Origin of the sequence: Erwinia sp. OLFS4, assembly GCF_002752165.1 — a bacterium.
In the GTDB taxonomy this organism is placed as follows: Bacteria; Pseudomonadota; Gammaproteobacteria; order Enterobacterales; family Enterobacteriaceae; genus Izhakiella.
Genome location: NZ_MOMB01000051.1, coordinates 44531 through 56229, shown reverse-complemented (window position 1 = coordinate 56229; position 11699 = coordinate 44531). Strand labels below are relative to the sequence as shown.

General features: G+C 54.1%; 15 protein-coding genes. 12 read left to right on the top strand and 3 right to left on the bottom strand.

What is annotated here, in order from left to right:
• Window positions 1–20: 20 nt before the first annotated feature.
• The 4 genes from nsrR (at window position 21) to BL249_RS11990 (ending at window position 5443) form a co-directional block, all read left to right on the top strand.
• A complete protein-coding gene (gene nsrR, locus BL249_RS12005; RefSeq protein WP_099704697.1) occupies window positions 21–458 on the top strand; it encodes a nitric oxide-sensing transcriptional repressor NsrR in 438 nt (145 codons plus the stop codon).
• Window positions 459–477: 19 nt separating this feature from the next.
• A complete protein-coding gene (gene rnr, locus BL249_RS12000; RefSeq protein ID WP_099704696.1) occupies window positions 478–2934 on the top strand; it encodes a ribonuclease R in 2457 nt (818 codons plus the stop codon).
• A gap of 33 nt (window positions 2935–2967) precedes the next feature.
• A complete protein-coding gene (rlmB, locus tag BL249_RS11995) occupies window positions 2968–3705 on the top strand; it encodes a 23S rRNA (guanosine(2251)-2'-O)-methyltransferase RlmB (protein WP_099704695.1) in 738 nt (245 codons plus the stop codon).
• A gap of 109 nt (window positions 3706–3814) precedes the next feature.
• Window positions 3815–5443, top strand: coding sequence for an isovaleryl-CoA dehydrogenase (locus tag BL249_RS11990; RefSeq protein ID WP_099704694.1), 1629 nt, complete (start codon window positions 3815–3817; stop codon window positions 5441–5443).
• Here the strand turns inward: BL249_RS11990 and bsmA are convergent.
• A complete protein-coding gene (gene bsmA, locus BL249_RS11985) occupies window positions 5417–5743 on the bottom strand; it encodes a biofilm peroxide resistance protein BsmA (protein WP_099704693.1) in 327 nt (108 codons plus the stop codon). The two genes, BL249_RS11990 and bsmA, sit on opposite strands and share 27 nt — an antisense overlap.
• Here bsmA and BL249_RS19390 point away from each other — a divergent pair.
• The 6 genes from BL249_RS19390 (at window position 5736) to rplI (ending at window position 8384) form a co-directional block, all read left to right on the top strand.
• A complete protein-coding gene (locus BL249_RS19390) occupies window positions 5736–5858 on the top strand; it encodes a hypothetical protein (RefSeq protein ID WP_256385406.1) in 123 nt (40 codons plus the stop codon). The genes bsmA and BL249_RS19390 overlap by 8 nt on opposite strands.
• A gap of 75 nt (window positions 5859–5933) precedes the next feature.
• A complete protein-coding gene (gene yjfP / locus BL249_RS11980) occupies window positions 5934–6683 on the top strand; it encodes an esterase (RefSeq protein WP_099704692.1) in 750 nt (249 codons plus the stop codon).
• A 261-nt stretch (window positions 6684–6944) separates the two neighbouring features.
• Window positions 6945–7340, top strand: a complete 396-nt coding sequence (gene rpsF / locus BL249_RS11975) for a 30S ribosomal protein S6 (RefSeq protein ID WP_099704691.1) — start codon at window positions 6945–6947, stop codon at window positions 7338–7340.
• A 5-nt stretch (window positions 7341–7345) separates the two neighbouring features.
• On the top strand, window positions 7346–7663 hold the full coding sequence (gene priB / locus BL249_RS11970) for a primosomal replication protein N (RefSeq protein WP_099704690.1): 318 nt from the start codon (window positions 7346–7348) through the stop codon (window positions 7661–7663).
• Window positions 7664–7667: 4 nt separating this feature from the next.
• Window positions 7668–7895, top strand: a complete 228-nt coding sequence (gene rpsR, locus BL249_RS11965) for a 30S ribosomal protein S18 (RefSeq protein ID WP_000135199.1) — start codon at window positions 7668–7670, stop codon at window positions 7893–7895.
• 39 nt (window positions 7896–7934) lie between these two features.
• Complete coding sequence (rplI, locus tag BL249_RS11960; protein ID WP_099704689.1) at window positions 7935–8384, top strand: 50S ribosomal protein L9; 450 nt, start codon at window positions 7935–7937, stop codon at window positions 8382–8384.
• Window positions 8385–8575: 191 nt separating this feature from the next.
• Here the strand turns inward: rplI and BL249_RS11955 are convergent, their stop codons facing one another.
• On the bottom strand, window positions 8576–9142 hold the full coding sequence (locus tag BL249_RS11955) for a LysM-like peptidoglycan-binding domain-containing protein (RefSeq protein WP_241898881.1): 567 nt from the start codon (window positions 9140–9142) through the stop codon (window positions 8576–8578).
• Between the two features lie 268 nt (window positions 9143–9410).
• Between BL249_RS11955 and BL249_RS11950 the strand changes: the two genes are divergently transcribed.
• Entirely contained in the window at window positions 9411–10031 is a 621-nt protein-coding gene (locus BL249_RS11950; protein ID WP_099704732.1) for a peptidylprolyl isomerase, read from the top strand.
• Between the two features lie 280 nt (window positions 10032–10311).
• Window positions 10312–11055 carry a 3'(2'),5'-bisphosphate nucleotidase CysQ gene (gene cysQ, locus BL249_RS11945; protein WP_099704687.1) on the top strand — a complete coding sequence of 248 codons (744 nt, stop codon included), beginning with the start codon at window positions 10312–10314 and terminating at the stop codon, window positions 11053–11055.
• A 40-nt stretch (window positions 11056–11095) separates the two neighbouring features.
• On the opposite strand, the gene BL249_RS11940 is transcribed toward cysQ, so the two are convergent.
• Window positions 11096–11656, bottom strand: a complete 561-nt coding sequence (locus BL249_RS11940; protein ID WP_099704686.1) for a YtfJ family protein — start codon at window positions 11654–11656, stop codon at window positions 11096–11098.
• Window positions 11657–11699 lie beyond the last annotated feature (43 nt).

Here is an 11699-nt window from a genome sequence, read left to right as displayed (position 1 = left end):
GGTACCAGTGTGAGGATTATGTGCAGCTGACAAGTTTCACCGATTATGGCCTGCGAGCACTGATTTTTATGGCGACCTTGCCGGCAGGCCAAATGACAAATATCAGTGAAGTTACTGATATATATGGTGTTTCAAGAAATCATATGGTCAAAATTATTAATCAGCTTAGTCGTAAAGGCTATGTCAGTGCGGTGCGGGGTAAAAAAGGGGGCATCCGTTTAGGTCAGCCGGCGCATCAGATTATTATTGGTCATGTGGTGAGGCAGCTGGAACCACTGCAACTGGTCGACTGCTCGGGCTGTCTGATTACCCCCGGCTGCCGGCTAAAAAAAGCCCTTAATGAAGCCGCCAGGCGCTTTATTGAAGAGCTTGATAATTACACTCTGGCTGATTTAGTTGATAACAATCAGCCACTTTTTAAGCTCTTGCTGGCGGAACGGCCGCAGCTTAGCAGTTGAGCGACAACGGAGAACCGATATGTCACAGGATCCTTTTCAGCAGCGGGAAGCGGAAAAATATGAAAACCCGATCCCCAGCCGTGAATTTATCCTCGCGCACTTAGATAAGCGCGAAAAACCAGCCAGTCGTGAAGAGCTGGCCCACGAACTGAACATTCAGGGTGAGGAGCAACTTGAGGCGTTGCGTCGCCGCCTGCGCGCGATGGAGCGTGACGGCCAGCTGATATTTACCCGCCGCCAGTGCTATGCCTTGCCCGAACGCCTTGATTTATTACGCGGTGTGGTGATTGGCCACCGTGATGGCTTCGGTTTCCTGCGTATTGAAGGCAGCAAAGACGATCTTTATCTTTCTGCTGAGCAGATGAAAATGTGCATGCACGGTGATGTGATTCTGGCCCAGGCAATGGGGGCCGATCGCAAAGGCCGGCGTGAGGCCCGCGTGGTGCGGGTACTGGAGCCGCGTAATGGTCAGATTGTTGGTCGCTATTTTACCGATGCCGGCGTTGGCTTTGTTGTCCCTGACGACAGCCGGTTGAGTTTTGATATTTTGATCCCGTCAGAAGCCGTGATGGGCGCCCATATGGGTGCTGTGGTAGTGGTGGAACTTGAAAAACGCCCAACCCGGCGTACCAAGGCAATTGGCCGCATTATTGAAATACTCGGCGAAAATATGGGCACTGGCCTGGCGGTTGATATGGCGCTGCGCACCCATGAAATTCCTCATTTCTGGCCGGAAGCGGTGGAGCAACAGATTGCCAGCCTTAGCGAACAGGTACCTGAATCAGCAAAAAAAGGGCGCGCAGACCTGCGTAACCTGCCGCTGGTCACCATTGATGGTGAAGATGCCCGTGATTTTGATGATGCCGTTTTTTGTGAAAAAAAACGTGGTGGCGGCTGGCGACTATGGGTTGCAATTGCCGATGTCAGCTATTACGTGCGGCCGGGCAGCGCGTTAGATCGTGAGGCACATAGCCGCGGTACATCGGTTTATTTTCCGTCGCAGGTTGTGCCGATGCTGCCTGAAGTGTTGTCAAACGGCCTTTGCTCGCTGAATCCGGACGTTGACCGCCTGTGCATGGTGTGTGAAATGACCATTTCTGCTAGCGGCAAACTGACAGGGTTTAAGCACTATGAAGCGGTGATGCGTTCCCATGCACGTCTCACCTATACCAAGGTCTGGCATATTTTACAGGGCGACGCCGGACTGCGTGAGCAATATCAACCGCTGGTTAAACATCTGGAAACGCTGCACAGCATGTACCAGGTGCTGGAAACGGCCCGCGAACAGCGCGGGGGTATCTCTTTTGAAACCGAGGAAGCGAAGTTCATCTTCAACGCCGAACGACGGATTGAGCGCGTGGAGCGGGTGGTGCGCAATGACGCGCACAAGCTGATTGAAGAATGTATGATTCTGGCTAATATCGCCTCCGCCCGTTTTGTGGAAAAGCATAACGAACCGGCGCTCTTTCGTGACCACGATCGTCCCAGCGATGACAGCATCACCAGTTTCCGCACAGTGCTAAATGAACTGGGGCTGACGCTGCCTGGCGGCAGTAAACCACAGCCGGTTGATTATGCCGCTTTGCTTGAGCAGATAGCCGATCGGCCCGATCGGGAAATGTTGCAAACCATGTTACTGCGATCCATGAAACAAGCGGTTTATGATCCTGAAAATCGTGGGCATTTTGGCCTGGCATTAACTTCCTACGCGCACTTCACTTCGCCGATCCGCCGTTATCCTGATCTGTTATTACATCGGGCAATTAAATACCAGCTGGCAAAGCAGGCCGGTGAGCTTGCCGGTAACAGTACGCCAACCGGGGGCTATCACTACAGTTTCGAGGAAATGCTGCAGCTGGGCCAGCACTGTTCGATGACTGAACGCCGGGCCGATGAGGCGACGCGCGACGTGGCGGACTGGTTAAAGTGTGATTTTATCCAGGATCAGGTTGGTCAAGTGTTTGCCGGCGTCATTGCCAGCATCACCGGCTTTGGTTTCTTTGTGCGTTTAAACGATTTGTTTATTGATGGCCTGGTGCATGTGTCGACGCTGGATAACGATTATTACCGGTTTGATGCCGTCGGACAGCGCCTGATTGGTGAATCAGGGGGGCAGACGTATCGTCTTGGCGACAGCGTTGAGGTCCGGGTTGAAGCGGTGCACATGGATGAACGGAAAATTGATTTTGCCCTGATATCCAGCAGCCGTAAGGTGCGTGGAGCCGGGAAAACCGCCCGCAGCCGCGAGAAAAAAACCGGTACGGAAAGCGCGCCCAGGCGGCGTAAGCAAATGCGCAGCGGGGTAAACTTTGAGCCTGACAACGCGTTTCGCGGTGATAAAAAACCGGCTAAAACGGCGCAAGGGAGCGGCGGTAAAAAAGAGAAAAAAACGCCGAAAAATGTCGCTAAAACCCGTAAGATAGCCGCCGCCACAAAAGCAAAGCGTGCAGCAAAGAAAAATAAAACGGCGGAGTAATTCTGGCTCCCCGTCTGTCAGTGCAGGAAAGAAATGAGTGAAATAATTTTTGGTATTCATGCTGTTCAGGCCCTGCTGGCGCGCGATCCACAGCGTTTTCAGGAAGTTTTTGTATTGAAAGGCCGCGATGATCGCCGCTTACAACCGTTGATTTCGGCGCTGGAAGCACAGGGAACGGTGGTGCATCTGGCCAGTCGTCCCTGGCTGGATAAAGCAGCCGGAGGCGCCGTGCATCAGGGGATTGTGGCACGGGTAAAAGCTGGCCGTCAGTATCAGGAAGGGGATTTGCCTGACCTGCTGGCGACCCTGGAGACGCCTTTTTTATTAGTGCTTGATGGCGTAACCGATCCGCACAATCTGGGCGCCTGCCTGCGCAGTGCGGATGCGGCGGGGGTCCATGCCGTGATTGTCCCGAAAGATCGCGCAGCCCCACTGAATGCCACCGCCAAAAAAGTGGCCAGCGGTGCCGCAGAAAATGTGCCGTTAATTCGCGTTACCAATCTGGCCAGAACGCTGCGCTTATTGCAGGATGCCGATGTCTGGATTGTTGGCACTGCCGGTGAAGCAACCCACGATCTTTATCAGAGTAAAATGACCGGCCCGATGGCGCTGGTGATGGGGGCCGAAGGAGAGGGGATGCGCCGTCTGACCCGGGAACATTGCGACGAACTTATCAGCATTCCAATGGCTGGCAGCGTCTCTTCCCTCAATGTTTCTGTTGCCACCGGTATTTGCCTGTTTGAGGCGGTGCGCCAGCGAATAGCCCGTTAATGCCTGCCGGTTGCCGGCGCTGCAACCGGCCTGGCTATTTTTCCTTTTTCCACGCCTGACGCCGTGGCCAGCTACACTTATCTCAGTCATCCCGATAACGGAGATTACGATGGCCTGGGATACCCACAGTGTTTTTAATCAACCTCGCCCGTTGAACAACAGTAACCTGTTTCTGTCCGATGTCCCGTTACGTGAAGCGTTGCTGCGTGAAGGGGCCGGCTGGGATGACGATCGGCTGATATCTATCGGCCAGCAGCTGGGATGTGCTGAATCGCTGGAGCTTGGCAGACTGGCGAATGCCAACCCGCCGGAGCTGCTGCGTTTTAATTCGCAGGGTGAGCGACTGGATGAGATACGTTTTCATCCGGCCTGGCATGTATTGATGCAGGGACTGTGCGCAAATCGCCTGCATAACCTGCCCTGGTGTGCTGATGTCGCGCCAACTGCAATGGTGGCGCGGGCCGCCCGTCTGATTTTACATGCTCAGGTTGAAGCCGGCTCACTTTGTCCGCTGACCATGACGTTTGCCGCTATTCCTCTGTTATTTGACTATTTGCCGGCGAGTTTCAGCGGCTGGCGCAGTGGATTGCTGTCGGATCGTTATGATCCGCATTTACTACCAGGCGCTCAAAAAAGTGGGCTGTTGATTGGGATGGGGATGACTGAAAAACAAGGGGGAACGGATGTACTGATTAACACCAGTCGCGCCGAACCCCTTGCGCGGCGGGGTGGCGGAGAGTGTTATCTGCTGAGCGGGCATAAATGGTTTTTTTCGGTGCCGCAGAGTGATGCCCATCTGGTGCTGGCACAGGCAAAAGGCGGGCTTTCCTGTTTCTTTCTGCCACGACTGCTGGCGGACGGCAGCCGTAATGCCCTGCATATTGAACGACTGAAAGATAAGCTGGGTAACCGGGCAAACGCCAGCAGTGAAGTCGAGTTTCATCAGGCTCAGGCCTGGCTGATTGGCGAAGAAGGCGAAGGTGTCCGGCAGATACTGAAAATGGCCGGGCGAACCCGGCTGGACTGTGCTTTATGCAGCCATGGTCTGATGCGTCGCGCTTTTTCCGTTGCGCTTAATCATGCTCAGCAGCGTCAGGTGATGGGGAAAACCCTGGTGGATCAGCCGTTAATGACCCAGCTGCTGAGCCGACAGGCATTGTTGCTGGAAGGACAGTCGGCCTTACTCTTACACCTTGCCGGCGCCTGGCAGCAGCAGCAGGATCCCGATTCAGCGTTGCTGGCGCGCTTACTGACGCCCGCGGCGAAATATGTCATTTGCCAGCGTGGCATTGCTTTTGTTGCGGAAGCGATGGAGGTGCTGGGGGGAGTGGGTTACTGTGAAGAAAATGAACTGCCACGCCTGTATCGTGAAATGCCGGTGAACAGTATCTGGGAAGGTTCTGGCAACGTGATGTGCCTGGATGTGCTGCGGGTGGTGAAAAAACAACGTGGCCAGGATGAACTGCTGGCACAGCAGCTGGCCGGGGTCAGAGGCGCTAACCGCCATCTGGACCGTTTTGGTCAGCGCGTGAGCAGATTAATGATGAAAACCGATGAACGCTATGCGCGGATGCTGACGCGGGATTTGCTGGCGCTGGCCACCGGTATTCAGCTGGTGAAAAGCCTTGAACCGCCGCTGGCGGATGCCTGGTGTCGCCAGCATCTGACCGCTGGTGGCGGCGAAGTGCTACCGGCCACGCTGTGTCGTCGGTTACTCAGCCGTGCCTGCGGCGGTTGACGGCGGGGGACCGTAGAATTTTGCCGTAGCATACCAGAAACCCGGGCGCAGGGTTTCGTCTAGCGCCAGAATCAGGTAATAAGTGGCATGAACGGCATTGGCTCTGGCTTTTATCGCCCGCAGCGCATCATCTGGTGAGCCAGAAACGGTGACGCTGTCGTTACCGAGAACCGGCAGGTTGAAGCGCTGAGCTTTGTTGATTTCCTGGGCACTGGCTGCAGGCGGCGGCGGTGGCTGTGGCGTGCTTTTAAAAGCACTGCAGCCGCTGAGTAACAGCAGGAGAAGGAGCGAAGTGCGCATAATATTATTCCCGGCAGACAGGCTAATCGCCAGTGTACGCTATTTTATTCAGCCTGTTGAGCGTACCGTTCTTGCCGCATTCGCTACCGAATACCGGCAAAATGATAACCGATAACCACAGTGGCGCTAAGCTGCGGCTAAACCGGCCGGGCGGCGGTGTGAAGGTTTTTTGTTGTATGAAGGAGTGATCATGATTGAAGTGAACGTCGAGACGCTGGCTGGCATTGAATGCCTGCATGCGACGCCTGCCGGTCAGCAGCACACGCCATTACCGACGGTATTGTTCTGGCATGGTTTTACCTCTTCAAAAGAAGTTTACGCCTATTTTGCGGTTGCGCTGGCACAAAAGGGATTTCGCGCACTGTTACCCGATGCTCAGATGCATGGAGCCAGATACAACGGCGACAGCGCAATGCGGCTAGGCCATTTCTGGTCAATTTTGCAAAATAATATTGATGAGGTACCGCTGCTGATAGCGGCGCTGGAACAACGACAGCTTATTGCCCAGGGACGTATTGCCATTGGCGGCGCTTCACAGGGCGCGATGACGGCGCTGGCAGCCATGGCACGTTATCCCGCCCTGCGCTGTGGGGCCAGTCTGATGGGCTCAGGTTACTTTATGTCGCTGTGTCACCAGCTGTTTCCGCCACTGGTAGTGGATTCAGCGCAGCAACAGCAGCGTTTTGAGCAGATTATGGCGCCGCTGGCGGAATATGAAATCAGCCATCAGCTGGACAAACTGTCTGACAGACCGCTGCTGCTCTGGCATGGTGATGCCGATGATGTTGTGCCAATAGCGGAAAGCGAACGGCTGGTACAGGCAATGCGTGAGGCTGGCGCCGATCGTCATCTGACCTGGCTGCCTGAAAGCGGCGTGGGCCATCGTATCACGCCGGCAGCGCTGGCGGCCTTTAGCCGGTTTTTTACACATCATCTCTAATCCAGTGCCGTGCTTTCACTGTGGGTGGGTAACGTCCTGCCCGCGCTCAATTCAGCTAATTAGCGTTATTTCACCTTGAGTTTCCCCCCCCGCTGCCAGTATGATTACGCGTCAATTTTTTCAGTCGCATTTACAGGCTGTGTCCCGGCGCCGTTTGTCTTCTCCCAGACGGCAGCGGGACACAGCCTACAACGTTCCTTGCTTCCATGGGCCGCGACTGACCCTGACAGGAGGCTGAATAATCCGTAAGGAGCAAATTTGATGCGTCATTACGAAATCGTATTTATGGTCCATCCTGACCAGAGCGAACAGGTTCCTGGCATGATCGAGCGTTACACCGGTGCTATTACCGGTGCACAAGGCACGATCCATCGTCTGGAAGACTGGGGCCGCCGTCAGCTGGCTTACCCGATCAACAAACTGCACAAAGCGCACTACGTTCTGCTGAACGTTGAAGCGCCGCAGGAAGTGATCGATGAGCTGGAAAGCAACTTCCGCTTCAACGACGCCGTTATCCGCAGCATGGTTATGCGCGTTAAGCACGCGGTATCTGAAGCATCTCCGATGGTTAAAGCGAAAGACGAGCGCCGTGAGCGTCGTGAAGATTTCGCTAATGAAACCTCAGACGATGCTGATGCTGGGGATTCTGAAGAGTAATTGCCGTGGCGGCTAACCGACTGCAACTGTCCGGCAGCGTCTGCAAGACCCCGGTACGGAAAGTCAGTCCGTCAGGTATTCCACATTGCCAGCTGGTGCTTGAACACCGCTCAATGCAGGTGGAAGCCGGTTTTAACCGGCAGGCATGGTGCAGAATGCACGTTGTTATCAGCGGTAGCACTCATCAGGCCATTACTCACAGTATAACGGTCGGCACGCAGCTTACTGTTTCAGGTTTTCTTACAACCCATCAGGGAAGTAATGGCCTGAATAAACTGGTATTGCATGCCGAGCAGATTGATTTGATAGATTCTGGAGACTAGCCAAATGGCACGTTATTTCCGTCGTCGCAAGTTCTGCCGTTTCACCGCGGAAGGCGTTCAAGAGATCGACTATAAAGATATCGCAACGCTGAAAAACTACATCACCGAAAGCGGTAAGATTGTACCGAGCCGTATTACCGGTACTCGCGCTAAATACCAGCGTCAGCTGGCTCGTGCTATCAAGCGCGCGCGTTACCTGTCTCTGCTGCCGTACACTGATCGCCATCAGTAATCGGTTGCTGTCCATTAACGACTTTAAGAGGATAAGGTAATGCAAGTTATTCTGCTTGATAAAGTAACAAACCTGGGCAGTCTGGGCGATCAGGTAAATGTTAAAGCGGGCTATGCCCGTAACTACCTGGTACCGCAAGGCAAAGCTGTCCCGGCTACTAAAAAGAACATTGAGTTCTTTGAAACGCGTCGTGCTGAGCTGGAAGCTAAACAGGCTGAAACCCTGGCAGCGGCCAACGCTCGTGCAGAGAAAATCAATGCACTGGGCAACGTAACTATCGCTTCTAAAGCGGGCGACGAAGGCAAGCTGTTCGGTTCTGTTGGTACTCGCGACATTGCTGACGCAGTTACAGTGGCAGGTGTTGAAATCACGAAAAGTGAAGTGCGTCTGCCGGAAGGCGTTCTGCGTACCACTGGTGAGCATGAAGTCAGCTTCCAGGTACACAGCGAAGTGATCGCTAAGCTTACCGTGAACATCGTAGCTGCCTAAGTTTTTACCGTCGGGTAAAAATGGAAAAACGCTGGCGTATGCCAGCGTTTTTTATGCCTGCAGTAACCCCCCGGGCAGTGCCTGCGGTTGCGACTGGCAGAGGGACTGACCTTTCGGATTGTGTTCAATCCGCACCTTTTGCTGTTAAGTCAGCCGGGCCGGATAGCTGGCCGCGGGTTAACCCGATAAGGCTATCTGACGCGAATAAAACTGCCATCAGACTGGCGGGTAAACAACGCCGGCCCGTTACTGCCTTCGACGGTCAGACCGGTTACCACCCCCTGGGGCGTAATACGGACTTTAACCGTCTGCCCTTGTTGTAAATTGCTCAGAGGTTTACCGTCCCCCTCTACTCTCGCCATTGCAAAGACATCACTTACCTGCAAATTATTATCACGGAACAGCTGTGCCAGCGTCTGACCACGGGCTATCTGGTAATCACGCCAGTCGCCTTCGACGTCATTTTTAGCGCTGGTTTGCGGCGGCGGGTTGTTGTCAGCGGCGCTGGGCTGACGGGTATTGTTATCGACAATATTTGCCTGTAGGGTGGCATCATTATGCTGCTGTCGCGTACTGACAGCAGGGGAGGCCGGCTGCTGGCGTGGAGCTGGCGAAGGCCAGAGAAACGCCAGCAGAATCAATACGACGCCCGCGATGATCCCGCGCCGGTGGGCGAGGGGTAACGGGTCCATCCAGCTTATCTCACCAGGCAGCAGCCAAAGCTGGCACAGTGTTTCTCTCAGGCCTTTGCGGGGCATGGCATCCTCCTGTTGGCGTAATTTACGCACATTTGTAATGATTCCCGCTTTTTGCAACCTTGTTCGCAGGAGCAACCGGCGACGTTTCCTTCGTCGCCGGGCTATTCGTCCCATCTTACCCCTGCGATAAATGGTCAACATATTAAAATTTAGGACATTATTGTTTCCTTTTCTCTGTTAAATGTCATCTTTCACCGTTGATATTTTACGGTTGACTCACGCACTGCTATGCTGCGCCTTCAGTTTGATTATTGATAAAGGTAAATTCATGACGACCCCTTCTTTTGACAGCACCGAAGCACAGGCAAGCTACGGCATCGGTTTACAGGTAGGACAGCAGCTGCTGGAGTCCGGTTTACAGGGCCTTCAGCCAGAAGCCCTGCTCGCCGGTCTGCGCGATACTCTTGCAGGGAATGCCCCGGCAGTGCCTGTCGATGTGGTGCATCGTGCACTGCGTGAGGTGCATGAGCGGGCGGACGCGGCGCGTCGTGAAAAGCAGCAGGCGGCGGCGGCCGATGGCCAGAAATTTCTTGAAGAGAACAGCAAACGCCAGGGCGTCAGCAGCACAGAATCCGGCCTGCAGTTTAGCGTGATTACCCAGGGAGAGGGGCCGATTCCTTCCCGTCAGGACCGGGTGCGGGTTCACTATACTGGTAAGTTGATTGATGGCAGCGTGTTTGACAGTTCCATCGCCCGCGGTGAGCCGGCAGAGTTTCCGGTCAGCGGTGTTATTGCCGGCTGGATTGAAGCGCTGACGCTGATGCCGGTAGGATCAACCTGGCAGCTGGTTATTCCGCATCATCTCGCCTACGGTGAGCGCGGAGCCGGTGCCTCGATTCCTCCGTTCAGTACCCTGATATTCGAAGTGGAATTACTGGACATCCTCTAAGAGCGTTCCGGCGCTGATGGCCTCGTTGTTGTTTGTGCCCTTCGGACATTCAGCCTGGTGGCTGTACAGATAGCCGCCAGGGGGACGCCATGGGTTTCGCTGACTTTGCGCGACGCTGGCGTTTTTCAATAAATATATCAGTAAAATCAATGAGTAATCATGATTTTTCGCTGTAATCTGGCGTTTTCCCACGTTAAATAACCTGAAATGCTATGATCATAGATATTTCGCTATGGCAGCAGGTAGGGATGGTGGAAACGCAACATTAATGAGGTGGAATATGTTAGAGCAGATTGCCGGGCTGGCGGCTCAGGCGGGTGACGCCATTATGGAAATTTATCAGGCCGATGCACCGCTGACAGTGAATCAGAAGTCTGATAACTCGCCGGTTACTGCTGCTGATTTGGCTGCCCATCGGGTGATTCTGGCAGGCCTTAATACCCTGACGCCTGACATTCCTGTACTCTCTGAAGAGGCGCCAGCCGCCTGGGAAGTCCGCCAGCACTGGCAGCAATACTGGCTGGTGGATCCACTGGATGGCACCAAGGAATTTATCCGTCGTAACGGCGAATTTACCGTTAATATTGCGCTGATTGTGGCGGGCAAACCGGTGATGGGCGTGGTTTATGCGCCGGCCACGGGTGTAATGTATCTGGCGGCAGAGGGCAAAGCCTGGAAAGAACAACAGGGTAACCGTTGTCAGATACAGGTTTGCGATGCGATCCCTCCTTTAGTGGTGGTCAGCCGTTCACATCGCGATGACAGCGAGCTGGATGAATACCTGCGGCAGCTGGGAGAGCATCAGACCATCTCCATCGGTTCTTCACTCAAGTTTTGTCTGGTGGCTGAAGGCAAAGCGCAGCTTTATCCCCGTTTTGGGCCTACCAACATCTGGGATACCGGGGCAGGTCATGCCGTTGCTGTGGCAGCGGGCGCCCATGTGCGTGACTGGACTGGCCAGACGCTGGATTACACGCCTCGCGAATCATTTCTTAATCCAGGATTTCGCGTGTCGCTGTTCTGAGTGGCGGCTAATAATGGCGGGCTGCCGGACAGCCTTGGGTTTACGCTTTAAGCAGCGATTTAACCAGCGAAATAACCCGTTGGGTTTCGTTTTGCGTCAGTGCGCCATCTTTGGCAAAACGAACCCGCCCCTGTTTATCCAGCACGACGATAGCGGACCCCCCAGCATCAAGCTGCCAGGCTTTTTTGGCAATCCCGAGGCTGTCGACAATAAACTGTGACCAGGGATACTGCTTTTTATTACTTTCAATGCTGCTGCGTACGAACATGCCGGTGCCGGGAATGGCATCATCGGTGTTGACGATAGTCGTCGTCTGATAGCGATCGTGCGGAAAATTTGCTGCCTTAATGGCTTCGATCAAGGCGGCGTTCATCTCTTTGGCGGAAGAACGCCCGGCAATGTGCTGTATTACCCGCACCTTGCCCGCCAGCCTGGCGCTGTTCCAGTTTTGGTAACTGAATTTATCCTGTGTAAACATAAGCTCGCCTTTATCATGAATGCCTACAGCAGGAACATATTGATTTTCAATAAAATTATGCGCAATGGCGGTGAAAGGTAAGCTAAGTCCGAGTAATAACGCGGGGAGGTAAGTCATCTTCATAATATTTCCTTTCACATCGTGATCCGACCAGTTGTTCGTCTTT

Coding starts and splice junctions, on each gene's coding strand:
- rpsR (WP_000135199.1), top strand. CDS start 7,668: ATGGCACGTTATTTCCGTCGTCGCAAGTTCTGCCGTTTCACCGCGGAA.
- rplI (WP_099704689.1), top strand. CDS start 7,935: ATGCAAGTTATTCTGCTTGATAAAGTAACAAACCTGGGCAGTCTGGGC.
- BL249_RS11940 (WP_099704686.1), bottom strand. CDS start 11,656: ATGAAGATGACTTACCTCCCCGCGTTATTACTCGGACTTAGCTTACCT.
- rpsF (WP_099704691.1), top strand. CDS start 6,945: ATGCGTCATTACGAAATCGTATTTATGGTCCATCCTGACCAGAGCGAA.
- rnr (WP_099704696.1), top strand. CDS start 478: ATGTCACAGGATCCTTTTCAGCAGCGGGAAGCGGAAAAATATGAAAAC.
- bsmA (WP_099704693.1), bottom strand. CDS start 5,743: ATGCGCACTTCGCTCCTTCTCCTGCTGTTACTCAGCGGCTGCAGTGCT.
- cysQ (WP_099704687.1), top strand. CDS start 10,312: ATGTTAGAGCAGATTGCCGGGCTGGCGGCTCAGGCGGGTGACGCCATT.
- rlmB (WP_099704695.1), top strand. CDS start 2,968: ATGAGTGAAATAATTTTTGGTATTCATGCTGTTCAGGCCCTGCTGGCG.
- BL249_RS11955 (WP_241898881.1), bottom strand. CDS start 9,142: ATGCCCCGCAAAGGCCTGAGAGAAACACTGTGCCAGCTTTGGCTGCTG.
- BL249_RS11950 (WP_099704732.1), top strand. CDS start 9,411: ATGACGACCCCTTCTTTTGACAGCACCGAAGCACAGGCAAGCTACGGC.
- BL249_RS11990 (WP_099704694.1), top strand. CDS start 3,815: ATGGCCTGGGATACCCACAGTGTTTTTAATCAACCTCGCCCGTTGAAC.
- yjfP (WP_099704692.1), top strand. CDS start 5,934: ATGATTGAAGTGAACGTCGAGACGCTGGCTGGCATTGAATGCCTGCAT.